Source organism: Pseudocolwellia sp. G5-9, assembly GCF_055808995.1.
This window is the reverse complement of the sequence record NZ_CM147893.1, coordinates 3,730,214-3,755,418: the sequence shown is the minus strand read 5'-3', so window position 1 is coordinate 3,755,418 and position 25,205 is coordinate 3,730,214. Positions and strand designations below refer to the sequence as shown.

Here is a 25,205-nt window from a genome sequence, read left to right as displayed (position 1 = left end):
GGTCTAAAAACAATTTATGGGGCTTATTAATTTTAGTCTGGTTCCTACACGGATGTAGGATATTAGGATAACGCAGAAGCAGTTACCGATAATAACCATGACGTAAATTTAATGCCTTGCATACATAGATGTAGACCTTATATTTTGTTTGGAACATGAAACCTGTGCCTAAATTATTTTTAGTTCCCACTGAAACCTGCATCTTGAATGCTTACGGATATATACACCACCTAAACGCCTTCTCACTTGATAAAACTCAGTAATAGGTATACAGCTAACACTACAGCAACCCACATAGCCATACTACCAATAGGGTAGCTTCGTGAGAGTAAGATGCTTAGTCGATCATTTTTACCAGCAAAATAACCTAAGCAGGTATTAAGTCTTAATTTCACCCCATCTCGTAATGTACGATCAGCTTTCCAGATAACGCTAAACATTTGTTGTAATACATTTGGCATTGCACGGCGATAAATCCAATCAAAATCTAAGTGAGTTGAACGTAACTCTGGTGGATACATGCCTTTAAGATTAAGCCAAACAAAAGCCAATGCAGAAAAGAATAATAATTGAGTTTGTGCCAACACATGAGTTGCATCATATGGGTTATAACCTGTGTTGTAAGGTAACAATGAATATAATGCTTGTGGGTAAATGCCAATAGCAATACAAAGCGCCGCTGCAATTGCCATAGCTAACAACATATTGTTTGGTGGATCACTTGCTCTAATACCTGAATCATGTGCAAAGAAGGCAAAATATGGGATCTTAATTCCTGCGTGATGGAATACACCTGCTGAAGCAAACAATAGCATTAACCAAATCCAGTTAAAGCCTTCTTCAAGGGCTGCAGTCATCACCATTGATTTACTAACAAAACCACTAAATAAAGGAAAAGCTGAAATAGATGCTGCACCAACGATACAAAGTATGGTTGTTTTGGGCATGGTTTTATATAAACCACCAAGATCAGAACCATTAATTCGGCCTGTCATATGTAACACGGCCCCCATTGACATAAAGAGCAAGCCTTTAAAAATAACATCATTAAAGGCGTGAGAGACAGCACCATTAATCGCAAGTGCTGTACCAATACCGATACCAACAACCATGAAACCTACTTGGTTGATTAAGCTGTATGCTAATACACGGCGTAAATCATTTTCAATTACCGCAAAAAATATTGGGAAACAAGTCATTGCCGCACCAATATAGATTAATATTTCAGCACCGGGGAAGGCACGTGCCAATGCATAAACAGCAACCTTTGTGGTAAAAGCACTAAGAAATACCGTACCTGTTACGGTTGCTTCTGGGTAGGAATCCGTTAACCAGTTATGAGCAAAAGGGAATGCACATTTTATACCGACTGCAATAAGAATAAGCCAGCCTGCAATGCTGTCTAAGCCAATATAGCCAAACGCTAAACTATTGTTTTCATGTGCATAAAAAAGCGCACCGGCAAGTAATATAACGCCGGAAAGCACTTGAATAATAAGGTAGCGCATCGCTGCATCATAAGCTCGCTGGGTTCGGCGAGCCAAAATCAAAAATACAGAAGTAAATGCTAGTAACTCCCAAAAGAGGAATAAAGTTAACAAATCGCCAGCAAATACTGCACCTAAAGCACTTCCTGCATATAACATAGCTGCTACTTGCTGCATCGTATCGCGAAGATGTAACGAGTAGATAATGCCGATTAAGGCCGCAATATGAAAAACATAACCAAACATTATGCTCAACTTATCTACGCGGTAGGGCGTTAATTGATAATCAAGAAAAGCAAACTGTAAGTGAATTCCTTCTGGGATCATCCATAAGTGCATTCCACTGAGGATCGGTATTGCGATCATTACTGCACCTCGCAACATACCGCGAGTACATAATAAAAGTAATGCACCAATGAAAAAAGGTACAAATGGCGGAAGCTCAGTCATCCACATGTTGTTCTTCCTTTTTAATCAAATTGTCTTTAGTTGTTTTAGTGGGATTGTCATAATAATCCTCAGGGCGCATAAGGAAAGTTCGCATCCAACTCGCAACAATAACTAAAACCACACAGCCTACAAAACCATAGATAGGATAAAAAGCCCATAACTTGTCCCATTCGTGCATGGTATGACGATGAATAACGAAATCCAAAACAACCAATAAAACACAACATGCATAGAAGATATGCATTAAACGCTTTATGTTTTTAGGATCATCAAATAGGTATTTTTTTTCATCTTTCATGAACTATTCCCTACCGGTCAAAACGGCTGAGGCCAACTCAAATAAAGGTTGGGGGTAAATAAATAACATTAAGCAACCCATTGTTGTTACAACGATAGCGATCAATGAAGGCAAAGGAGCTTCTTTTATATCAAAACCCGACAATTTATTGTCAGAGGTTTCATTGTGAGTAACATTCATAGATGCTTTAAAAGACATAAGATTAGGAAAAAAAGCATGGAACGGAATAGGCAATAAATACGCAATGTTAAGTAAAGAACTCAGCATTAAAATTACCATGAGTACAAATTGTTCAGTTTCTATTGTTCCCATCATTAAATACCATTTGCTCCATGTTCCCCCAGTAGGAGGAACCCCAATAATACTAAGGCTAGCAATAAAAAAGGCGAACATAGTTAAAGGCATTTGGCGACCAATACCGCGCATTTCACTAATTTTTGATTTATGTAAACTGACTAAAATTGCCCCTGCACAAAAGAACAAGGTTATTTTACCAAAAGCATGCATAGCGATATGCATAGAACTCCCAATAACACCTGATGTGGTTGCCAATAAAGCGCCTATTGTTACATACCCCAATTGGCTAACCGTTGAATATGCCAGTCTTGCTTTTAAATTGTCTTGTCGCATAGCAATGATTGAGGCAAGTAATACTGAAGCGCCAGCTAAATATAGTAAAAACTGGGTTGTTGGTAATACAGCCAGTAAATCTAAACCAAAAATAAATATACATACTTTTAGCACGGTAAATACACCTGCCTTTACCACCGCAACGGCATGTAAGAGCGAACTCACGGGAGTGGGTGCAACCATAGCTGCAGGTAACCAGCGATGAAATGGCATAATGGCAGCCTTGCCAATGCCAAAAATGAACAGTACTAATAAAATACCCGCAACTACTTTATCAACATCATCAGCAAAAATACCGCCAAGTTTAAAGTCTAATGTGCCAGCAACAAACCACGTACTAACAATAGCCAGTAGGAAGAAAACGATTGAAGTTGTAAGCAAAATACCAAGATATATTCGCCCACCCTTTTTAGCTTTTTCAGTACCTGCATGTGTAACTAAAGGATAAGTAGATAGAGTTAATACTTCATAGAAAATAAACAAGGTGAAAAGATTCGCTGAAAAAGCCAGTCCCATCACCGCACTTATTGCTATGGCGAAACAGATATAAAAACGTGTTTGATTATCTTCTTCGTGGTGGCGCATATAACCAATGGCATAACACGTTGTAACCAGCCAAAGGAAGCTAGCAATTAACGCGAACAACATACCCAGTGGTTCAATATCAAAGCTAATAGTTAAACCAGGTAAAAGCTCCCACCAGAAAACACTGATAGATTCTCCTGCTGATAAACCTTGATATAAATTAACAACTAAAAATATCAGGGCTAAACTAGCCGCAATAGTTACGCTTTCTCTAACATTTGGCCATTTTCCTGTTGCAGCAATAGCCAACGTCGCCAAAAAAGGGATAATAATGGTGAGTTGAAGCATTAATTCTAAGGAAAGATTCATAATGAACCTCCAAATAAACTCTGAGCAGCAGCTTCAGCTACTTGTACACTAAGGCGAGTATCTATACCAAAATAAATATTAGCGATGACAAGCGTCCATATAGGAATAAGAAAGCTCATAGGCGCTTCTTTAACTGTTAAGTTGTTATCAAGTGGTTCTTTAAAATAAGCGACTTCTACAACTCGCCACACATAAATAACCGCCAACATTGATCCTAAAAGAATAAGTACAGCAACAGACCACCAACCTTGCTCAATTAACGCTATCAGTAAATACCATTTGCTGACAAAGCCAACCGTTAATGGCACGCCAATTAAACTTAACCCACCAACAACAATTGCCGCCATAGTAAATGGCATTTTACGACCTAAGCCTCGAAGGTTATTAAGTTCAACGTTACCTACTCGATAAACAACCGCAGCTAAGGCTAAAAATATTGCGCCTTTCATTAACGCGTGATTGAACAAGTGCAATAATGTTGCAGTCAAACCTGATAAGGTACTCAAACTAAAACCCACAATCATATAGCCAATTTGAGCAATACTTGAATACGCAAAAAGATGCTTAACATTACTTTGATATATAGCAGATATTGAAGCGGAAAAAATACCGATCAGGCCAAGTGCCATGAACACAGTTTGTAATGGAATAGTAGAAAAAGAAAAAGAGATACCAAATACTGAGAAAGTAAATCTAATAAGTAAATAAACAGCGACTTTGGTTGCGGTTGCGGCAAAAAAAGCAGTTACAATAGAGGGTGCATAGGCGTAAGCATTCGGTAACCATAAATGTAGTGGAAACATAGCTAATTTTAAACATACACCAACAATCACAAAAGCAAACGCAGCTAGTACGGTACGAGTTTGTGTGACTTCAGGTAAACGTTGCGACAAGTCATGCATATTGAGTGTGCCGGTCATTTGATACATCAAACCAATACCAATCAAAATAAATGTGGCACCTATGGTTCCCATGATCAAATATTGATACGAAGCCCAAAGCGCTTGTCTTTTTTTCCCCATCCCGATTAATGCATAAGCAGATAGCGATGATATCTCTAAAAATACAAACACATTAAAAGCATCGCCCGTAGCTACAATACCTAACATACCAGTAAGGGATAGTAGATATAGAACGTAAAAATAAATGTGCTTATCTTTAGGTATTTCTTTTTCAATACTAGCTTGAGCAGCAAATAAAACAACCGTACTTATGCCTGAAATAATCAACAGTAAAAAAGCGTTGAGCCTATCAACTCTATACTCTATACCCCATGGTGCTTGCCATCCCCCTAGTTCGTAACTAATTACGCCTGATGTCATTACCTGTTGTAATAACAAAATACTTACCGCAAATGCCAAACCACTAGCAAAGAGTGAAAATAACCAAACCAGTTGAGCGCGTTTAAAAATCAAACAGATAGGTGCCGCCATAAGCGGAATAATCACCTGTAAAATAGGTAAATGTTCTATCACGCTTTTTTCTCCAAGTTACTTTCGGCCAAGGCTTCATTATCTTGTTGTTGAATAATTTCTTCTTCAATTGAACCGTAAGCTTCTTTTATACGAACCACTAATGACAAACCTAAAGCAGTAGTAGCAATACCCACAACAATGGCAGTAAGAATAAGTACATGAGGTAAAGGGTTAGAATATTGAGTTATATTGTCAGCTAAAATAGGGGCTGTCCCTCCTTCAACTTTGGCCATGCTGATATAAAATATGAATACCGATGTTTGAAAAACCGCTAGACCAACAATTTTTTTAATTAAATTGCCTTGCGCAATAACTATATATAAGCCACTCATCATCAAAGTGATAACGACCCAGTGATTGAAAAGATCCATTAACATTACGAAGGCTCCTTATTCTTCAGGTGCTCGTTATTTTGATGCAACTCTTGTCGCCCAGCAAAGTTGAAAAATATAATAATCATCACTGAAGCAACAGTACAACCTACGCCCCATTCGATTAATAAAATACCCAAATGTTGGCCCGCAATAGGGTCACTCGCTAACACATTATAATCAAAGAAATGTCCACCGCTCATTAAAGAAACAATACCAACACAACCATAAAGCAGCACGCCCATAGCAGCAATCAGCTGTATAAACGTTTGATTGATAACCTTACGTGCAGTACTTAAACCAAATAACATTGCATATAAAATAATAGCGGCAGCGAATATCACACCTGCTTGAAACCCCCCACCAGGACCAAAATCGCCATGAAATTGAACATATAGCGCGAATAAGAAAATAAAAGGGATCAACATTTTTGCCACAATACGAATAACCAAATGTTGCTCATGCATAGAATCATTTATTAATGAAGTTTCTTCTTCATCTTCTTTACGACGTGCAACTGATAATAGTGTTAACACGCCAATACCCGCAGTGAATATAACCACCACCTCGCCAAAAGTGTCGAATGCTCTATAACTAGCAAGTACAGAAGTTACAATATTAGGTACACCAACCTCTGCCATTGATTCATTGATATAACGAGGCGCCACATGTTTGTGAACTGGCGCATCAGGGTCGCCAAAATGTGGCATATCTAAGGTGCCGTATATTAGTAATCCTCCAGTTATCAAAACAATGAACAGAGCAGACAATGGCTTATGACGATTAGTTTTTTCTTTTCGTCCAGTCATAGCAATAACAACCAACATGAGTAAAGTTGAAATACCCGCACCTACAGCAGCTTCAGTAAAAGCAACATCTACCGCGTCCATAGCAACAAAAAAGCTTGCAGATATAAGTCCATAAATACCTAAAAGCATAACGACTACAACCAGATCTTTTGATCGGATTATCGCAATTGCAACAATGACTAATAAGGTAAGTAAAATAATATTAATTAAGGGTTCGATGAGGATATCTCCTTATTATTATTTTGTTCCTGATTATTTAATTTTTGAGGTTTTAAACCATTATGAAACGCGGCTTTAGCTAAAACATGACTTGTTGTAGGACCAATAAGTAATGTTAAAAGCAACACCATAACTAGCTTAGCAAGCACTAATAAATCTGTGCTAAGTATCATAAGCCCTATCAAAATCATTCCGGCACCCAAGGTATCTGTCACACCAACGGCATGCATGCGCGTATAAAAATCAGGAAAACGTAAAAGACCAACACCGCCTGAAATACAAAGAAAGCCACCAACTAATAAAAAGAAGCCACTACTTATAGTTATTACAATATCCATTTAAAGCTCCTTTTCTATCGATTCATCATCATTAGGCGTATGTTTAAATTGATTAGTATCTGAGTAACGTAATACTCCGATAACACTGATGAAATTGATCAGTGCATACACTATGGCAATATCCACAAATTCAGGTCTGCCCATTACAAAACCTAATAAAGAAATAAGTAACACGGTTTTAGTACCAAACATATTTACCGCTAAAATACGGTCGTATAAAGTTGGCCCAGCAATGCCTCTAATGATTGCTAAAATCATAGCGACAAAAATAGCGAGCGTAGCAGCAATTAACATTAGCGTTCCAACATAGTTACGCGGCGATCCATTTCACCGGCTTCTAACGATTCAATATCCTTATACAACAAGGCATGTACAATAATTTCATCTTCAAACAAGTCGATAGCAACAGTACCAGGAGTTAAGGTAATAGAATTGGCATATATTACTTTTCCCATATCTGTTTGCTGACTGATTTTTATCTTCTTTAGGGTGGGTGATATACTCTGTTCTCCAAGCCAAATATGTTTAACAACAGTGATATTTGCTTGAATAATCTCTTTGATAAGCCATATATAGTAGCCAAATATATTACGTGTTAGGTGCAGAGGTTGCGATTCTTGATCAACCACATCCATTTTATGAGCAATAATTAAGGTTAATACTATAGATGCTAATCCAAGGGATAAAATCAATAGCGAGTAATGACCCGAATTAAGCAGCCAAAACGCTAATAATGTAATAAATAAACTAATTGTATGTTTCATAAACCCTCAATAAAAACCATTTTCATAACGTTACTTCGTTAAAATAAATAATGATTAGCTACTTTTTACGATGAAAGTTTCCGTGAAAGGCTTCTAGTCGCTTTTTGGATAACACGGTCAATAACGAAATAGAGATCAGTTTGAGTTTCCTCAATGACTATATTTGGCATACGGTAAAGTGACAGTGTTAACGAGCAATGCTTTTCAACTTTTCCATTTTGAACAACGTCAGATAAAATAAAGGTGATCGACGAGATATACGAAGCCATCTTTGACAGCGCCAATCTAAGTTTTTGCTGAATATGCACTTCCATCGATTGCTCTTCTTCGGTTAAACGATTTTGTATATCGATTTTCATTAGTTATTTTTTTTATTTTCAGCAGAGCATGATGTTTCTAAAATATAAACTAAACGAGCATTTAGCTGTTCGAGAGTATGAATAGTACTCAATGAGCTATTGGAAAGATTTTCAATAATATACTTTTTAGACTTCTCCATTGATAAACAAGCATAATCTATAGGTTTAGAGTTTGTCCGTGCTTTATTACCTACTCTGTTAGCGTACGCTCTCTCGACTAATGTGTCTGATTTATTATTGTCTTCTAGTAAAATTTCAACATTGCTATTATTCGCGTTCAACACACCATTTAGGAAACCCTCAATATAATTAATACAGGGTAAAGTTTGAGTATTATTCGTAGCAGTTTTAAAAGCATGACAAGAGCTAAGTAAGTTTTGTTCCTTATTTAGCTTATCTCCCTCATTAGCTAACGAAGAAATAGGTAGAAATAACATCATTATAGCAACAACTAAACTACTACTTTTTAACCTACTCATTATAGGAAATGACTGTAAATTAACGAATGATAAAGAACGTTTTTTATAAAGTGTCATAATTATCCAGAGATTAGTTTAATTAGCCTTACATTACTTATAGCCCACTTGTGATTGTAGGTAAATTCGAATATTATTTCACTTATCATCGAATAAATCTGACAATAAATTATGAGTCCTCTAAATTATAATCATCTCTATTATTTCTATATTGTCGCTACCGAAGGAAGTATCACCAAAGCAAGTGTAAGGCTAAACCTAACACCGCAAACAATAAGCGGCCAAATTACTAATTTCGAAGCGCAAGTTGGTGTTAACTTATTTGAGCGCAAAGGCAAGACATTATCACTTTCTGAAATGGGCACACTCATTTACAGCTATGCTGAGGAGATTTTTCAACTAGGAGATGAAGTTAAAAATATTTTAAAAAGAAAACAACCTAGCCTATGGCACACATTCACTGTGGGTATAACCGATGTTATACCTAAAGTATTAGCATACGAATTACTAGCACCAGTACTAAAAATGAGTGAATCCGTTCGACTAATATGTGTAGAAGGAGATCAAGATCACTTACTGGCAGATTTATCAGTCAATAAGATTGATTGTATCTTAACCGATCAATCACTTCAGTTAGGCAGCTATGTAAGAGCATACAATCATCTACTTACTGAAAGTGGTTTTACTTTTTTTGCCGCTAAATCCTTATTGAAAAACTGTAATAAAGCGTTCCCTGAAATTTTATCTGATTTTCCTTGGCTTATGCAGAGTAAAAAATCTGCGGTGAGAACACGCTTATCCTCTTGGTTAGAAAAGAATAATATTGCGCCGAATATTGTTGCTGAATTTGACGATAGTGCTTTAATGAAAGCTTTTGGTCAAACGGGGTTTGGTCTGTTTAGCAGCCCTACACTTATTGAAGAATACGTTGCAGATAAGTACGGAGTTAAAATAATTGGTCGTACAGACGAAATTAAAGAAGCTTATTATATTATCTCTCCAGAGCGAAGGTTAAAACACCCTGCAATTCTTGAAATTGTTAATGCCGCCAATAAGTAAGCGAGTAGTCGAAAACACAGCTACATAACAACATACACCTCGATTTTTTCGACTATTTAACCTCAACTCGGGTTAGTGAATGTTAGAGAATGAATTAAACCCCTTATTTATCAAAACTTAATCTGTATCGTTATTCTCTTAAGCTATATTAATCTCTCAACATTGATATTTTTGTGTATAACAAGGCGGATTTTTCTATCTAATAGCTGGCTATTACTAACAAATTCAACGAAGTTAGGCATAAAAATAGCTTGTTGAGTAACGTTGCTTATCCCGAGCTGAGGTTATTTAATTTTTTTTTCGAATATAAGATAAAATAAAGGCTGAAATCACATAGCAAATCCAGCCGTTTCAATTACCGCGCGTTTTTGCCAATTACGCCCAGCTAAATAATTAACCTCAACTCGGGTTAATGAATGTTAGATAATGAATTAAAATTCTTATTTATCAAAGACTTAACCTGTACTGTTGTTTTCCTAAGTTATATTAGTCTCTCAACATTGATATTTTTTTGTATAACAAGGCGAATTTTTCTATCTAATAGCTAGCTATTAGTAATAAATTCAACGAAGTTAGGCATAAAAATAGCTTGTTGAGTAACTTTGCTTATCCCGAGCTGAGGTTAATTAGTATGCACATTGCCTGCACATACACCTGCATCAAGCACAATCAACCTTTTACCAAGGACATTAACGCCTTTTTCAAAAGCACGAAAATTCTGAAAAGAAGCAATAGAAGTAAGTTGAATAAGCTTTATCATTCTGCCGTATTTTTACATGCCCTGCGTATTAATACCGATTAATTTCATATATCGTCAGGCGCGAAAAAGAAATAAAACACAATCAAAACAGTAAAAAAATACTGAAGAGACAATAAGAAATGCAGCAAGCGTATAATCTTTTGGTCGAGTATGACGGAGTATGGCCTCATCATCTACCGGTGATGTTTTGGCTGCTTTTTTAGTGATGATCACCATTGCATACATAATAATTCTTCCACCGATCCCCTTATCCCACTCAGGTGTTAATATCCCTTCTTTCACCATTTCACGATCTATATGCTTAGGGTAATACGTCCGAATAAGAGAACAGAAATACCCCACATAAAAATGGAAAAAACCGAAACAATCCCCATCCAATTTTCAGCTGATAATTCAGACATAGATGCTCACTTACAAGTTATTTAGTCAACTACCTAAGTCATAAGTTTAATTAGCAGCTATAATATCAAATTCGTGGGAATTTAATGCACTTATCAACCGACATTATCAACTATCTGGGCTGTATAGATAAGCAATAGTGAAAACAACGATAAGGAGGGTAAGCATAGAAATTACATATAATAAAGCGTACTTTTTGTCCTTTTTTCGACTAAAGCGCATAGTCGCCTCTATGTTAACAAGAGAAGCATGCCGCTTGAGATTAGGTAAAATAATAATTCCTGCATATGCAATCATTCTAGCGCCAATACCTTTATCCCATTCAGGTGGTAATATACCTTCTTTTTCCATTTCACGTTCTATATGTTTAACGCTAATACGACCAAACAAAAACGTAGCCCCTCCCCAGACGAGAAAGGCAATAAAAAACAATATTGCCATCCATTCTTCTATAGTAATCTCACCCATATTAATTAAAACCAATTAAAGCTTGAGTTTCTATCATATAAAGACCTGCTTACTTTGTTAACTCTCAGGGCCATATAGATAAACAACAATAAACATAAGTACAAAAATGGTAGTGGTAACTATAAGATAGAGCCAAGCCAGCTTTTTATCTATTGGACGGATATGGCGAAGTATAGCTTCATCATCTACAGGTGATTTTTTGACTGCTTTTTTAGCCGTGATCACCATTGCATACATAATAATTCTTCCACCAATGCCTTTATCCCACACAGGTGGAAGTATGCCTTCTTTTTTCATTTCACGTTCGATATGCTTAACGCTAATGCGGCCAAATAACAAAGTAGTAAGACACCACATACAAAGAACAACAAAGAACAATATAGCCATCCAATTTTCAGTTGATAGTTCTGACATAACTCCCTCTATAGGCTGTTTAGCCAGTCACCTATATCAAAGGCTTCATTTGCTGCCCATTTCCCTGCGATATCACCACTTTTAGCCGCCAAAATACCAACTGTTATCGAAGCGCCAATGATAACCACCCAGCCAACAGGTGTGGCTAGCAAAGCAATACCTAAACCTGCTTTTATTGTCGCTGCACCTGCAACTAAGCCAGCAGCAGTACCAAATCCAAATCCAGCCGTTTCAACCGCCGCGCGTTTTTGCCAGTTACGCCCAGCTAAATAATCTGTGTGTACATGGCCTGCACGTACACCTGCATCAAGCACAATTAATCCTTTACCAAGGACATTAACGCCTTTTTGAAAAGCACGTAAATTATTAAAGGAAGTGGTAGAGGTAAACTGAATCGGTTTTATGGTTTTGCCACTTTTTGCTTTATTGATACCGCGTTCAATATTACTGTAAACAGAACCTCGTTTGCTTTTTACACGACCCACGTATTTATTTAATTCCGCTTGAAATTTAAGATTAAAGTCTTTACCAAGTGTACGTGCGTGTTGCTCTAGCATCATCATTTGCACTTTAGGGATTTTTGCTTGTGCGCCCGTTCTTACTTTCTCTAGTGCTTATTGAAGCTTATTCGCTGCTTTAGAGAAATTACTTAATCGCGTATCAAAGGCCGTTGCAGCGGCACCTACTGCTCCTATACTTTGATTACGTATCATAGGGGCTAATTCAGCTTGATAAAAGTCGGCGAGAGCTTGTAGGTTTTCACTGCCGTAGAGATTGTCCATTGCAGCAATATTTCGTTTGGCGTGTTGTGGTAAAGCTTGCATTTGATTAAGCGCACACACTAAATCAGGCCTTTCTTGTCGCCAGTTACTGGCATTAGTGTTGTCGTTACTGCTATCCGTGCGCATAATAAAAGGCGTACCAGCAGAAATAAAAGTGCCATTAAGGTGTGGGTTATCTTGTTGGAAAGTGGTAAAGGCTTGTTTGTTATTTGAGTCTACTGGGTAGGTGCTATTGTTACTACTGCTGTAGCATAAGGCTATATTATTTGGCATGGTTTATTCCTTTAAAAAACTAATCCTGTTGAAGTTATACTCAAAATAAATGAACAAACTTCACTCAATACGTGACGACTATTCTAGCATTTAAAAAAGAGAAGCCGCTACGGATATTTTCTAAAAAACAAGCTTACCTTTTGAGGTTGTCCGAGCATTCCCCACAGACTATAGTAAGTAAGTGACCATACAAATCCGTGGCCAAAATTAGTTGACCACTACATTACAAAGGCTTTGAGGGATCCATACGTTGATGAAGAATACGAGCAACATCAAGACCGTTATCACTGACTTGATAGAACACTATATGCTTTTCTACAGGAAAGCTTTTAGCACCATTGTAAATTTCATTTCTTTCTCTACCGAAGTCAGGGTATTGTGCAAGTTTTATTAAGGCGGCATCTATATTCTGTGCGTACTCTTTTGCTTGCTAAGTACCCCATGAACTAATCGTCGTAGAGATTATTTTATATAAATCTTCTTCTGCTAAAGGAGAAAGCCTATAGGTTGGCATTATCGCTCTTACTTTCAGAGTTTTGTTTTACTGAAAGAGAGGCTTGTTCAAATATATCCATGACATTGTGATTTGACGATTCGCCCGCAGCTAGCTGTTCAAAACCTTTAGCGACTTCTTCGCGTAATATTTCAAGCTGTTGATTTTGAATATTGTCTTTTTCAAATAACAACCTCAACCCATCACGGATCACTTCACTTGCTGAGGTATATAAACCTTCAGATACTTTTTCAGTAATTCTTCGTTCGAACTCTTTACCTAAAGTAATATTCATAATTAACACTCCAACTATTGCCCTTTCACATTATGCGTATGATATGCGCATAGTTCAAGTTTGATAATTAGAAAATAAATACAAAAAACCTGCCGAAGCAGGTTTTTAATTAAAGCGTTAAGTAACAAATTGCTATTTAGGCGCTGAATAAATGGTTTAATTCAAGGCACTTTATAGTGACGTTTAGTGTTTCTTAAACGAACTATGAAGCAACGAAGAAGTTAACCGTTTAATCAAGCATAAATGTCGGGTAAGGAGCGAGCATTACTAATCACCCCTCCCCTAAGAACCGTACGTGCGAATTTCCCCGCATACGGCTCAAGCCTTTATAAATAAGCACCTGAGTAGAGACCAGTGACTTTAACCGAAATATTTTCCCGATAGGAATCCCGTTAAAAATATGATTACCCAACCAAAGAATTTAGTTAGTTCCATACCTCTTTTAAGGTTTTCCCAACGTAAAACTTTCTTGTACCAAAATTCATTATCCTTCTCGTATTGAGACACAAAGTCGTATCCTTTCAACGATACAGATAAACTTTCAAAATAAATAATATCACTGTATCCATTCTGATAAGACACATTGATAAGCTTCTCTCTATGCAGATTATTTAGTATATTTTTATCCACACTATCTGAATCTTTGCCAGTAAGCTTTGTAATACACTCTCCTTTAGAGATTAAAAAGGTTAGCGTGTCATAATATTTATCTTTCAGTTTGTAGTTCATCATAAATGGCTTCCTATTGATTTATTCTTTCTACTTGGACTGTATTATTTAAAGTCAAATAATCATAGAGAATATCCAGATCAGAAACATTTACCTCCTATTACAATGCAATTGCCTATGACAATTAGGGTGCAACAACACCAAGTTACTCAGTTCATTACTACCACCTTTTACCCGTTCAACAATGTGATGGATATTCCACCCTGTTGTTTTGGTAATTCGATGGCGTCAAATAGCACAACATTGCTGTTGCCTGAGCCAAAGCATTAACCAAATATGTTTACCTTGTATTCAATTTCTCCAAACTCGCTCAAGACGATTTTCAACGCATTCATAAAATAACAAGCCATGAAAGTTAGCTTCCACTTCTATCTTCATTCACTTGCTTTAATTTACCCTAAATACAAAAAACCTGCCGGAGCAGGTTTTTTTAGATATAAGCTTAAGTAGCTAGTGCTATTTATGCGCCGAGTAAACGGTTTAATTCAAGGCGCTTTATAGTGACGTTTAGTGTTTCTTAAACGAACTATAAAGCAACGATGAAGTTAACCGTTTAAACAAGCATAATTACATCATGCCGCCCATTCCACCCATACCACCCATGCCGCCCATATCAGGCATTGCAGGAGCATCTTTAACTGGTGCATCGGTGATCATAGCTTCGGTAGTTAGCATTAAGCCAGCAACTGACGCTGCGAATTGTAATGCACTACGAGTTACTTTAGTTGGATCTAAGATACCCATAGCTAACATGTCACCATATGTGCTATCGCCAGCGTTGTAACCGTAGTTACCTGTTCCGTTACGTACTTCGTTATGAACTACTGAAGCTTCGTCGCCTGAGTTAGTTGCAATTTGACGTAATGGAGCTGACATCGCACGAATCGCTACGTTGATACCGTGTGTTTGATCTTCGTTAATACCTTCAAGATCTTTAATTGCTTCAGCAGCGCGAACTAATGCAACACCACCACCAGCAACAACACCTTCTTCAACGGCTGCGCGAGTTGCGTGTAACGCATCTTCAACACGTGCTTTTTTCTCTTTCATTTCAACTTCTGTAGCAGCACCAATTTTAATTACGGCTACACCGCCAGCTAATTTTGCTAAACGTTCTTGAAGTTTTTCTTTGTCGTAATCTGACGTTGTATCTTCAATTTGAGCGCGAATTTGTGCAACACGTGCTTGAATGTCAACTTCTTCGCCAATACCGTCAATGATTGTTGTATTGTCTTTAGAGATAACTACACGCTTCGCTTGACCTAAATCTTCTAATGTTACTTTTTCAAGTTCCATTCCGATTTCTTCTGAAATCACTGTACCCGCAGTTAATGTTGCGATGTCTTGTAACATTGCTTTACGACGGTCACCAAAACCAGGTGCTTTAACAGCTGCAACTTTAACAATGCCGCGCATGTTGTTAACAACTAATGTTGCTAGTGCTTCGCCTTCAACATCTTCAGCAATAATTAGAAGAGGTTTACCTGCTTTAGCAACACCTTCTAATGTTGTTAGTAGTTCACGAATGTTAGAGATTTTTTTATCAACTAATAAGATAAATGGGTTTTCTAATTCAACGCTGCCACTTTCTTGGTTGTTGATGAAGTATGGAGAAAGGTAACCACGGTCAAACTGCATACCTTCTACTACGTCAAGCTCGTCTGTTAGTGCTTGACCTTCTTCTACAGTAATAACACCTTCAGTACCTACTTTTTCCATTGCTGTAGCAATGATTTTACCAACAGTTGCATCTGAGTTTGCAGAAATAGTACCTACTTGCTCAATGGCTTTGTTGTCAGTACATGCTTGTGAAAGCTTTTTAAGTTCTTCAACAGCTGCGATAACTGCTTGATCAATACCGCGCTTAAGATCCATTGGGTTCATACCTGCAGCGATAGATTTTAAACCTTCGTTTACAATAGCTTGTGCTAAAACAGTTGCAGTAGTTGTACCGTCACCTGCTTCGTCATTAGCTTTAGACGCGACTTCTTTAACCATTTGTGCGCCCATGTTTTCGAATTTATCTTCTAATTCGATTTCTTTCGCAACAGATACACCATCTTTAGTGATTGTTGGGCCACCAAATGATTTGTCTAATACTACGTTACGACCTTTAGGGCCTAATGTTACTTTTACTGCGTCTGCTAAAATGTTAACACCACGTAGCATTTTTACTCGTGCGTCGTTACCAAATAATATGTCTTTTGCCGCCATGTTATTTATTCCTATAATTTATTTTATTAAAAAATTAATTTTAAATTTATGTAGTTAAGCCGCTTTGAGAATATTCTTTTTCGCTTAATTACAAAGATGAAGTGCTGAATTTACTTGAGTAAATTAGCCCCTCGATGCTGCTACTTTAAAGGTAACAACATTGAATTTTGGTTTTATTCTACAATCGCTAAAATGTCAGCTTCGCTAAGAATTAATACTTCTTCGCCGTCAATCTTTTCAGTTTTTACGCCGTAGCCTTCACTAAAAATAACTTGATCGCCTACTTTTACGTCTAATGCACGTACTTCACCGTTTTCTAATATACGGCCTTTACCTACAGCAACAACTTCACCACGAGTAGATTTTTCTGCCGCACTACCCGTTAATACAATGCCACCAGCAGATTTTGATTCTACTTCTTTACGTTTAATAATTACGCGATCATGTAATGGACGAATACTCATTTTTCTCTCCTGAGATTGTTTGGTTAATAAGGGGTTATAAGTTTTGTTGTTTCAAAGATGGGGTCGAATTAATGCTTAACAAGTCCACGTTGAAAATTTTTATTCTTTACGTTCAAATTCACCATCTAATATTTTACCTTGATGAATTGAAGGTTTTGATGGAGACTCACTTTCTGAAGAAAAATCGTCATTCACGGCCTGCTCGTGATGATAGTTACTTTGTTGTTGAAAACCACCACTCGCATAAGTTTGAACCGGCATAACCTTTTGAAATGCTTTAGCAATACTTTTTCTAAAGGCAGGTATTAATAACGACAATCCAAATATGTCGGTAACAAAACCAGGGGTAACTAATAATATTCCGGCGATTAATAACATAAGCCCTGAAACTATTTCTTCAGACGGCGCTTGGCCTTGGGCCATTTTAGTTTGTAAGGAGCTTAGCGTTGCTAGCCCTTGTTGCCTGACATTTTTAGCGCCCAGCCAAGCTGTTACTATAACAATAGTGATCGTTGGCCATACACCAATCCACCCACCTATTTTCATTAGCAAGGCTATTTCAATAATGGGAATAACAATAAACAAAAGGAATAAGAATCTAAACATGGAAGCCTCAATATTATTTAATGAAACTTATATGGGGCTTATCGGGTCTTTTTCAAGCAAGGTTATTGTCTGTTACATTTGTAACTACACAGAGTAAATACAATAGCGTAAACTTTATTTATTGAAATAAAATAGAAAACTTAAGTTTTTCTTAATATAAAAGACGTAGTTTTGAGCTAACCGTTTTTATAAAGTACTTAAGATTATTGCCATGAACATCCAGCAAGGCAATAAAAAATATTGGACACTGGATTAAAGAGTCTACTGAATCGTGATTATGAAAAAAATGAGTTCCACTTTCTTGCTAGGTTTTATCAGCCTATTTCTGTTAACTGCACAAGTAAGTGCACAAGAATCTATTTTTGATGTTTCTTCTCCCTCATTATTTAGTAATGACGATGAGTTTTTACTACCTGATGAAGCTTTTCAATTTAATTTCCATCAAGAAGGTAACAAAGTTAATGTGACCTTTGACATAGCTGAAGGTTATTATTTATATCGTCATCAATTTAAATTTAAAACTGAAGAAGCCAGTATTTCTGATGTAGTTTTACCTACCGGCGAAGACCATGAAGATGAATATTTTGGTGTACAAAAGATATTTACGGGTAACTTAGCTTTTAATATTGATGTAGAAAGTACACAAGAAAACCCTATTGTTACCGTAAGGTATCAAGGTTGTGCAGAAAAAGGACTTTGTTATGCACCAGCAAAGCAAACGATTTATTTAAATCAATATAATGATAACCTTCAAACGACTACAAGCTCAAACAACACACCTGAAAACAAAAGTGAGCAACATCAATTAGCTGACATGCTGAAACAAGACAGCTTATGGCTAACTTTAGTGGCGTTCTTTATTGGTGGTTTATTGTTATCTTTTACGCCCTGTGTGTTTCCAATGTACCCAATTCTAACGGGAATTATTGTTGGCCAAGGCAATAAATTAACCACTAAAAAAGCATTTACTCTGTCATTTTTCTACGTACAAGGCATGGCAGTTACTTACACTATATTAGGTATTGTTGTCGCACTAGCCGGTGCTCAGTTTCAAGCTGCTTTCCAAGCGCCTGCAGTATTAATAGGTTTAAGCATTTTATTTATATTTTTAGCCCTTTCAATGTTTGGTGTATTTAACTTAGCTTTACCGAGTAGTTGGCAAAACAAATTAAATGACATGAGCAATAACCAAAAAGGTGGTTCTATTTTAGGTGTTGTATCTATGGGGATTATTTCAGGCTTAGTTGCCTCACCTTGTACAACCGCGCCTTTGACTGGCGCGTTACTTTATATTTCTCAAACAGGTGACATTGTTTTAGGTGCCTCGGCTTTATATGCCTTAAGTTTAGGAATGGGCTTACCGCTATTAATTTTAGGTAGCTCTGGCGGTAAATTATTACCTAAAGCTGGCGCTTGGATGAATGTAATTAAAAATATATTTGGTTTATTACTGTTAGCGGTTCCTATTTTTTTATTAGAACGTATGGTTCCTGAACTTGTTATTCAAATACTTTGGATTGCGTTATTACTTTCAACAGCGACTTATTTTTACGTTACCAATAAATCAACACCGGTTAATTTTTGGCACGGCGTTCGTTCTTTATTTATTTTCTTAGCGTTATTTTATGGCGCTATGCAAGCCTATAAATTAATTGATACGACACCTATTAGCTCATCTCAAGAGCCAGTTAGTTCAACAAATGAAGAACAAGGCGCTCAACAATCTCATGAGGAAAACAAGTTTGTTATGGTGGCTAGCCTAAAAGAACTTGAAGAAAAAGTTAAAGAGGCTAATGCGGCAGGTAAAACAGTCATGGTAGATTTATATGCCGATTGGTGTATTGCCTGTAAAGAGTTTGAACACTATACCTTTAGTGCTCCTATTGTGAAAACAGCACTTAAAAATACAGTGTTAATACAAATTGATTTAACGGATACAGGTTCTGATTCGAGCGTTGAATTGATGGACAAGTTCCAAGTGTTTGGCTTGCCGTCTATTTTGTTTTTTAATACCAATGGTGATGAGTTAACACAAAACCGAGTAACAGGCTTTATGGATGCCAAAGACTTTTCTGCATTGGTAAATAGAATATTGTAGCGTGTTGAAACAGGTAACGGTAAGTGTTATTAGCTTACCGTTTTAATGTATAAATAACCTGAACTCAGCTTAACAAATACTTCTCTAGCAACTATTTTTCCTAATTTCTGCGTTAAATATCTCTTAGATCGACTTCAGGTTAAATAGCGTCTTAAAGCAATAAAGAAACCTTACTTATCCCGCTTTAGTTTTCCAATGATTATCAACAATATGTGCGTCAATAAAATCAAGTATCTCAGCTTCTGGAATAGGCTTTGCGAAATAATAGCCTTGAATTAAATCACAATCGTTTTGCATTAAACTTCTCAGCTGAGCACTTGTTTCAACCCCCTCAGCCACAACAGTTAAACCTAAGTTTTTAACCATAGCAATTGTCGACATAATAATTTGATAATCAGAATGGTTTTCTAACATGCCAAAAATAAAGCTTTTATCTATTTTTATTACATCAACAGGCATTTGCTTTAAGTAAGCCAAAGACGAATAGCCCGTACCAAAATCATCTATCGCAAAACTAAAGCCTAACCCTTTTAATACTTCCATCATGCGAATGGTATGATCAACGTTTTTAACGAGCGTTTGCTCTGTAAGTTCTAACTCAAAGTGAGAAGCTGAAATTGAAAATTCAACTAATAAACCTTGTAAAAAATTAGGCAGATTTTGATCAACAAATTGTCCTGCAGATAAATTGATAGCGATTCTTGCATCAGATAACCCATTTTTTTTAATCGCAACAGCCAATTCAAAACAACGACGGATGATCCAATAACCTAGCTCAATCATATGAGCTGAATTTTCTAAAATAGGAATAAAATCATCTGGAGAAATCATTCCTCTTGAAGGGTGCTGCCAACGTAACAGCGCTTCAAAGCCATATATTCTTTTAGTTTTTGCTACAAGTTGTGGTTGTAAGCTTAAACTAAATTGATTCTTAGCCAATGCCTGCCTTACTTCACCCTCAAGCATTACTCTATGAGCAACTCGTTGATACATTTCAGAGTGATAAACATGATATTGAGCACCGCCATTATCTTTCGCTTCGTACATGGCAATATCTGCATAACTAATTAATTCTTCTGCCTTGATCATTTTGTCTTCGGTAAAGGCTATACCTATACTGGTTGAAACATAAAAAATGCTGCTGCCTATTTTTATAGGTGTTTTAAAGCGTTGAAGAATTTCTTCAGCGACAGCTTCGGCTTCTTCTACGTTGTCTATTTTTCCTAAAACAACAACAAATTCATCACCACCAAAGCGGCATGCAACATCAACGTTACGAATGCTTAACCGTACTCGATTTGCAGCTTCAATCAATAAACGGTCACCCTGACCATGACCATGACTATCGTTTACTTTTTTAAAGTCGTCTAAATCTAAAAATAAAACAGCAATTTTATGTTTAAATTGTGAAAGGTTAGCTACAGATTTACGTAATTGATAATTAAGCATATTACGATTAGGTAATCCTGTGAGCAGATCGTACATGGCGATATTTTCTAATTCTTTAGTTTTTTGCTCTACCTCTAGGTTTAACTGCTCAAGTTCATAACTCAATTCACTTGTTGCATCAGCTAAAATATCTAATTCATCAGAAAAAAAGCTTTTTCGTTTTAATTTAATACGTCTAAATTGGTCAAATTCTTTACGAGCTAATAATGGTAAGGCGTTAGATAAAACAATTAACCGATGAGTTAAAGGACTAGATACAAAATAAACAAGCCCAGCTAAGGTAACAAAAATTAAAACGGCAGAAAGTAAAAATTGATAACGGTATTGTTTATATTCAGATGTGATAGGCGTTACATCATCAATAAGCGCCATGTAATAAGCTCGTTGATTATTAGTTGCTAAAGACATTAAGTTAATTAAATAACTATGGGAGTCTACATCTACTTGCACCCCCATTGCTTTGATTTCTTCAACACTAATTTGCTGTTCTTGTTGAGCAAATAATGTTCTCATTAATTTTATGTCTGAAGCAGATAAAAATTGCGCTTCATGTAACTTTGCTTGATCACTTTTTGAAAAACTAACAATAGCAATTTCACTTTTTATTGATTGATTTATCGCGTAAATCATATCAACTAATGATACGGCCAAAGCAACAACAACCATGTCACCTTTTTTATTAAGTAATGGAACCGTGAGCAATTGCTCACAATAAACCTGGCAATATAATAAATGTTGTGGCTCTTGAATATCTAAGGTTTTATTTACACTATCTAAAACATAGTTTGGCGTTATGCTAGAGCTATATAAAACATTTTTCTTACTATCAATTAACCACATCTTTTCAACATTATGATGTAACTGAAGCGCATCAAACTGTTTTGATATTTCTTTTGTTAAATCAATAAAATCATTTTTTTCTTGGAGATGTACTACATCAGCAAAAGATTCAATCCATACTCTCAGATTCTCTCTTAAGTTTTTTTCATGTAATTTAAATTGCTCTTGCCCTTGGATGAGGGTTTCGGCTTGATAAGATTGAAATTCAGCATTTAACCGTGATAACGATATAGTAGAAAAACCGGCACTTAATAGCAGTAAAGTGCCAATAATGAGTAGCAGTAATTTAGTAGGAACCCGAATAAATATTTGTTTCATTATTTAAAACCAATACATTAATTGCAGAGCCCACAATTGCCAGTATTCCTCTTTATTTATACGCGGCTCAGGTATTAACACAGGTGTTAGTCTTGCAGTGCCTTGCATCCAATGATGTTCAAATTGTAATTCAACCTTGGATGCAATTCTATATTTAAGCCCTGCGGTCATATCATACTGATAACCAAAATAGTGTGGTACCGCACCAGCAGAGTTCAACTCAAGTTGCCTGCCATGTTTATCATCTTTATTAGCATAATAATGTTCATATCGACCTAAAAGTTGCAACTCAGGTGTAATATTATATTGCATTTGAACATAACCACCTTGACCCTTTGAGTCGTTGATAAACTCAGGGAAGAGCAAACCATGAAGTTTTATGTTTTCTTGCAGGATTTCTGCGCTGAATGTCCAGTTTTCAGCTTGATATTCAGCATTAGCATAAAACCTTTCTAAGTCTAATCCCCCATCAATAAAGCTATCCTTGATACCGTTTTCATAGGTAAAATCAGCATTGGTTGTAGCTAAACCAAACTTCCATTGGGATAACGTAGGGGTCCAATAAATACTACCTTGAAAATCATTCTCTTGAGTCAAGAGTCCTGTTGATGTACTTCCCATTAAAAGCGTAGTTTGTTTTTTCGAAATAGGAGAAATGCCTATACTCGCAGTAACATCAATATCACCTAAGCTCTCATGGGAATAGCGTGTAGCAATTGCGCCTCCGTCACCACCAATAGACATATCACGCGTACCATCAAAATACACAGATTGAGGTAGTACTATGCTAGGCCTCGTCATAGGCACATCGCGCGTACTTGAATACAACCAATGGTAATTTTTAATGCGACCTAAATATAATTTTGTTTGCCAGTTTTGTGTATTGTGCAAAGCCCATTCAAGGAGTAAATAATCAACTCTTACCCCCTCGTCGTACCGATTTCCACCATTAAGATAAACAGCTTGACCCGCCAAACGGATATCTGAAGTTAATTGATAAGACGCATTCAAGCCTATTTCCGTTAGCCTTAATGATACTTTTTGATCATCACTAACAAAATCACTGCCATCTACATCAATAACACCTTGTGCAACAAAACCATGCACTTGAATATCTTCGCTACCACCAATTTCATTAGCATAAGCAAAGCCTGTCATAATAAAATAACCAGAAATAACAATTGTTATTAATCCTTTATTCACAAACTCTACCCACTTATTCCGTAATGTTAATAACATTGACATGCTGTTTTTCCTTATCCAATATTTCAACATATCCTATTGCACCACGTGTAGTGCTAACAGCATGTATTAGTTCTGCTTGAGATTTAACTATTCTTGGTGCAACACCTAACCCCGAAAAGGTTAATTTATTCCATATTCGGTCTAACTGGTATGGAAAAATATGTAGCATATCTTTTGAGAAAACTTTATGAACGGGATGTTGACTAGGTAAAACATATACCACAATCGCTTCATTATTTGGCCAACGTATTTGTCTCATAGAATAAATTCTACGAAGTTGTGAAGAAGAAAGAGATTCTAACTTAACCGAGTGATGAGTAATAACATGCATGCTATGCGATTTAAAGCAAATCAACGCTAGTAACAACATGCTAATTTTAAGAAATAATTGAATAATAACAATATCCTTATAAATATCACTATCGAAAAACACATAGGATTTGAGATTATGCACTGACAATCAATATGAATGCAATACATTATAAATCAATAGATTAAGGGTTATACATTCCTTTAATAATTTTAGTAAAGAAACACATAAAAGCAAAAACAATATACTTTATTTTTTATGCTAAGTGGTTATACCAGTACTTACAGGTTAACTTCATCGAAAAATAGCCAATATTCGCCAAAATACCGAAAGTTAGTAATTTTTACTAAATTATCTTTAACCCTGTAGTTAAGTATGTAATGATAAGCATATATTACAATATCATGGTTATTTTAAAGACAATGTCTACAAAGTTTAATGTTTTACTACTGAATGGCCCTAATTTAAACATGCTAGGTAAAAGAGAACCTGAAATTTATGGCTCTGCAACTTTAGATGATATTGTTGGTCAGCTAAAAAAATCAGCAACTGATAAAAATATAAACCTAACTCATTTACAATCAAATGCTGAATATAAACTTATTGATACAATTCATAGCGCGCATAACAAGATTGATTTTATTATTATAAATCCTGCAGCGTTTACTCATACAAGTGTAGCACTAAGAGATGCGTTATTGTCAGTCAGCATCCCTTTTATCGAAGTGCATCTTTCTAATGTACATGCGCGCGAAAAATTTAGACATCATTCTTACTTATCAGATGTAGCCGTTGGTGTCATTTGTGGTTTAGGTACAAATGGTTATGAGTACGCCCTTAGCGCAGCTCATTCGTGGCTCACAAATAAAACGGCTAAATAGTCACTTAAAAATTCAATGATAATTTGTAACGATTTACTACAATTTATCTTTTTACTTATTTATAAAATGAACAAAGGTACAAACAATGGATATTCGTAAAATTAAAAAACTTATTGAGCTTGTAGAAGAATCAGGCATTAATGAATTAGAGATTTCTGAAGGTGAAGAATCTGTAAGAATTAGCCGTGGAGCATCTGTTATACATACAGCAGCACCTCAATATGCACAACCTTCTGCTGCTCCTGCTGCTGCCGCTCCTGTGGCTCCTGCAGCAGTAACCGCACCTGCAGCTCCAGTTGTATCAGGTCACACTATTCGTTCTCCTATGGTTGGAACATTTTATGCGTCAGCATCACCTGATTCACCAGCCTTTGTTGAAGTAGGCCAGCACGTAAACGCTGGTGACACTTTATGTATTGTTGAAGCAATGAAAATGATGAACCAAATTGAAGCAGACAAATCAGGTGTTATCAAAGAAATACTTGCTCAAAACGAAGATGCTATCGAATTTGACCAACCGCTATTCATCATTGAATAA

General features: G+C 36.3%; 29 protein-coding genes and 1 pseudogene. 4 read left to right on the top strand and 26 right to left on the bottom strand.

Going from position 1 to position 25,205, the window contains the following annotated elements:
* Window positions 1–242: 242 nt before the first annotated feature.
* The 11 genes from AC0L5Q_RS16320 to AC0L5Q_RS16270 form a co-directional block, all read right to left on the bottom strand.
* A complete protein-coding gene (locus AC0L5Q_RS16320) occupies window positions 243–1,943 on the bottom strand; it encodes a Na(+)/H(+) antiporter subunit D (RefSeq protein WP_473611398.1) in 1,701 nt (566 codons plus the stop codon).
* Window positions 1,930–2,235: a hypothetical protein gene (locus AC0L5Q_RS16315; protein WP_473611394.1), complete on the bottom strand. Its 306-nt coding sequence runs from the start codon at window positions 2,233–2,235 to the stop codon at window positions 1,930–1,932. The genes AC0L5Q_RS16320 and AC0L5Q_RS16315 overlap by 14 nt, the downstream gene beginning before the upstream one ends.
* Window positions 2,236–2,238: 3 nt before the next feature.
* Window positions 2,239–3,759 (bottom strand): monovalent cation/H+ antiporter subunit D family protein, encoded by a 1,521-nt coding sequence (locus AC0L5Q_RS16310; protein WP_473611391.1) that lies wholly within the window; start codon window positions 3,757–3,759, stop codon window positions 2,239–2,241.
* On the bottom strand, window positions 3,756–5,234 hold the full coding sequence (locus tag AC0L5Q_RS16305; protein ID WP_473611386.1) for a monovalent cation/H+ antiporter subunit D family protein: 1,479 nt from the start codon (window positions 5,232–5,234) through the stop codon (window positions 3,756–3,758). The genes AC0L5Q_RS16310 and AC0L5Q_RS16305 overlap by 4 nt, the downstream gene beginning before the upstream one ends.
* On the bottom strand, window positions 5,231–5,611 hold the full coding sequence (locus AC0L5Q_RS16300; RefSeq protein ID WP_473611382.1) for a cation:proton antiporter subunit C: 381 nt from the start codon (window positions 5,609–5,611) through the stop codon (window positions 5,231–5,233). Before AC0L5Q_RS16300 ends, AC0L5Q_RS16305 begins: the two co-directional genes overlap by 4 nt.
* Window positions 5,611–6,591, bottom strand: coding sequence for a Na(+)/H(+) antiporter subunit B (locus tag AC0L5Q_RS16295; protein WP_473618322.1), 981 nt, complete (start codon window positions 6,589–6,591; stop codon window positions 5,611–5,613). Before AC0L5Q_RS16295 ends, AC0L5Q_RS16300 begins: the two co-directional genes overlap by 1 nt.
* A gap of 29 nt (window positions 6,592–6,620) precedes the next feature.
* Window positions 6,621–6,971 (bottom strand): monovalent cation/H(+) antiporter subunit G, encoded by a 351-nt coding sequence (gene mnhG / locus AC0L5Q_RS16290; protein ID WP_473611377.1) that lies wholly within the window; start codon window positions 6,969–6,971, stop codon window positions 6,621–6,623.
* Window positions 6,972–7,265 carry an MrpF/PhaF family protein gene (locus AC0L5Q_RS16285; protein WP_473611374.1) on the bottom strand — a complete coding sequence of 98 codons (294 nt, stop codon included), beginning with the start codon at window positions 7,263–7,265 and terminating at the stop codon, window positions 6,972–6,974.
* The gene (locus tag AC0L5Q_RS16280; RefSeq protein ID WP_473611371.1) at window positions 7,265–7,735 is read right to left on the bottom strand and encodes a Na+/H+ antiporter subunit E; all 471 of its coding nucleotides are present in this window, start codon (window positions 7,733–7,735) and stop codon (window positions 7,265–7,267) included. Before AC0L5Q_RS16280 ends, AC0L5Q_RS16285 begins: the two co-directional genes overlap by 1 nt.
* A gap of 65 nt (window positions 7,736–7,800) precedes the next feature.
* Window positions 7,801–8,094: an HPF/RaiA family ribosome-associated protein gene (locus tag AC0L5Q_RS16275; RefSeq protein WP_473611368.1), complete on the bottom strand. Its 294-nt coding sequence runs from the start codon at window positions 8,092–8,094 to the stop codon at window positions 7,801–7,803.
* Window positions 8,094–8,630: a hypothetical protein gene (locus AC0L5Q_RS16270; RefSeq protein ID WP_473611364.1), complete on the bottom strand. Its 537-nt coding sequence runs from the start codon at window positions 8,628–8,630 to the stop codon at window positions 8,094–8,096. Before AC0L5Q_RS16270 ends, AC0L5Q_RS16275 begins: the two co-directional genes overlap by 1 nt.
* Before the next feature lie 111 nt (window positions 8,631–8,741).
* Between AC0L5Q_RS16270 and nhaR the strand changes: the two genes are divergently transcribed.
* Entirely contained in the window at window positions 8,742–9,629 is an 888-nt protein-coding gene (gene nhaR / locus AC0L5Q_RS16265) for a transcriptional activator NhaR (protein WP_473611360.1), read from the top strand.
* Between the two features lie 814 nt (window positions 9,630–10,443).
* On the opposite strand, the gene AC0L5Q_RS16260 is transcribed toward nhaR, so the two are convergent.
* The 12 genes and pseudogenes from AC0L5Q_RS16260 to AC0L5Q_RS16205 all read right to left on the bottom strand — a co-directional run bounded on the left by AC0L5Q_RS16260 (window position 10,444) and on the right by AC0L5Q_RS16205 (window position 17,526).
* Window positions 10,444–10,674, bottom strand: a complete 231-nt coding sequence (locus AC0L5Q_RS16260) for a hypothetical protein (RefSeq protein WP_473611357.1) — start codon at window positions 10,672–10,674, stop codon at window positions 10,444–10,446.
* Between the two features lie 222 nt (window positions 10,675–10,896).
* Window positions 10,897–11,256 (bottom strand): hypothetical protein, encoded by a 360-nt coding sequence (locus tag AC0L5Q_RS16255; RefSeq protein ID WP_473611353.1) that lies wholly within the window; start codon window positions 11,254–11,256, stop codon window positions 10,897–10,899.
* 57 nt (window positions 11,257–11,313) lie between these two features.
* Window positions 11,314–11,670, bottom strand: coding sequence for a hypothetical protein (locus AC0L5Q_RS16250; RefSeq protein ID WP_473611350.1), 357 nt, complete (start codon window positions 11,668–11,670; stop codon window positions 11,314–11,316).
* 8 nt (window positions 11,671–11,678) lie between these two features.
* Complete coding sequence (locus AC0L5Q_RS16245; protein WP_473611346.1) at window positions 11,679–12,239, bottom strand: hypothetical protein; 561 nt, start codon at window positions 12,237–12,239, stop codon at window positions 11,679–11,681.
* 45 nt (window positions 12,240–12,284) lie between these two features.
* Window positions 12,285–12,725, bottom strand: a complete 441-nt coding sequence (locus tag AC0L5Q_RS16240) for a hypothetical protein (RefSeq protein ID WP_473611343.1) — start codon at window positions 12,723–12,725, stop codon at window positions 12,285–12,287.
* Between the two features lie 223 nt (window positions 12,726–12,948).
* Window positions 12,949–13,143: pseudogene (locus AC0L5Q_RS16235) on the bottom strand (type II toxin-antitoxin system RelE/ParE family toxin); the annotation flags it as partial.
* A gap of 82 nt (window positions 13,144–13,225) precedes the next feature.
* Window positions 13,226–13,513, bottom strand: coding sequence for a type II toxin-antitoxin system ParD family antitoxin (locus AC0L5Q_RS16230; protein WP_473611339.1), 288 nt, complete (start codon window positions 13,511–13,513; stop codon window positions 13,226–13,228).
* Window positions 13,514–13,873: 360 nt separating this feature from the next.
* A complete protein-coding gene (locus AC0L5Q_RS16225; RefSeq protein ID WP_473611335.1) occupies window positions 13,874–14,245 on the bottom strand; it encodes a hypothetical protein in 372 nt (123 codons plus the stop codon).
* A gap of 87 nt (window positions 14,246–14,332) precedes the next feature.
* Complete coding sequence (locus AC0L5Q_RS16220) at window positions 14,333–14,461, bottom strand: HNH endonuclease (RefSeq protein WP_473618321.1); 129 nt, start codon at window positions 14,459–14,461, stop codon at window positions 14,333–14,335.
* A 348-nt stretch (window positions 14,462–14,809) separates the two neighbouring features.
* Entirely contained in the window at window positions 14,810–16,456 is a 1,647-nt protein-coding gene (groL, locus tag AC0L5Q_RS16215; protein ID WP_473611332.1) for a chaperonin GroEL, read from the bottom strand.
* Between the two features lie 173 nt (window positions 16,457–16,629).
* Window positions 16,630–16,920: a co-chaperone GroES gene (locus AC0L5Q_RS16210; protein ID WP_076419823.1), complete on the bottom strand. Its 291-nt coding sequence runs from the start codon at window positions 16,918–16,920 to the stop codon at window positions 16,630–16,632.
* Between the two features lie 99 nt (window positions 16,921–17,019).
* Window positions 17,020–17,526 (bottom strand): FxsA family protein, encoded by a 507-nt coding sequence (locus tag AC0L5Q_RS16205; RefSeq protein ID WP_473611328.1) that lies wholly within the window; start codon window positions 17,524–17,526, stop codon window positions 17,020–17,022.
* A 277-nt stretch (window positions 17,527–17,803) separates the two neighbouring features.
* Between AC0L5Q_RS16205 and AC0L5Q_RS16200 the strand changes: the two genes are divergently transcribed.
* A complete protein-coding gene (locus AC0L5Q_RS16200) occupies window positions 17,804–19,624 on the top strand; it encodes a protein-disulfide reductase DsbD (protein WP_473611324.1) in 1,821 nt (606 codons plus the stop codon).
* A 174-nt stretch (window positions 19,625–19,798) separates the two neighbouring features.
* On the opposite strand, the gene AC0L5Q_RS16195 is transcribed toward AC0L5Q_RS16200, so the two are convergent.
* Genes AC0L5Q_RS16195 through AC0L5Q_RS16185 form a run of 3 tightly spaced genes read right to left on the bottom strand, consistent with a single transcriptional unit; the run spans window position 19,799 to window position 23,735 of the window.
* A complete protein-coding gene (locus tag AC0L5Q_RS16195; protein ID WP_473611320.1) occupies window positions 19,799–22,231 on the bottom strand; it encodes a putative bifunctional diguanylate cyclase/phosphodiesterase in 2,433 nt (810 codons plus the stop codon).
* A 3-nt stretch (window positions 22,232–22,234) separates the two neighbouring features.
* Window positions 22,235–23,476: a porin gene (locus AC0L5Q_RS16190; RefSeq protein ID WP_473611316.1), complete on the bottom strand. Its 1,242-nt coding sequence runs from the start codon at window positions 23,474–23,476 to the stop codon at window positions 22,235–22,237.
* Entirely contained in the window at window positions 23,448–23,735 is a 288-nt protein-coding gene (locus AC0L5Q_RS16185) for a hypothetical protein (RefSeq protein WP_473611312.1), read from the bottom strand. The genes AC0L5Q_RS16190 and AC0L5Q_RS16185 overlap by 29 nt, the downstream gene beginning before the upstream one ends.
* A gap of 473 nt (window positions 23,736–24,208) precedes the next feature.
* On the opposite strand from AC0L5Q_RS16185, the gene aroQ reads away from it, so the two are divergent.
* On the top strand, window positions 24,209–24,667 hold the full coding sequence (gene aroQ, locus AC0L5Q_RS16180) for a type II 3-dehydroquinate dehydratase (RefSeq protein ID WP_473611309.1): 459 nt from the start codon (window positions 24,209–24,211) through the stop codon (window positions 24,665–24,667).
* An 85-nt stretch (window positions 24,668–24,752) separates the two neighbouring features.
* Window positions 24,753–25,205, top strand: coding sequence for an acetyl-CoA carboxylase biotin carboxyl carrier protein (accB, locus tag AC0L5Q_RS16175; protein ID WP_473611305.1), 453 nt, complete (start codon window positions 24,753–24,755; stop codon window positions 25,203–25,205).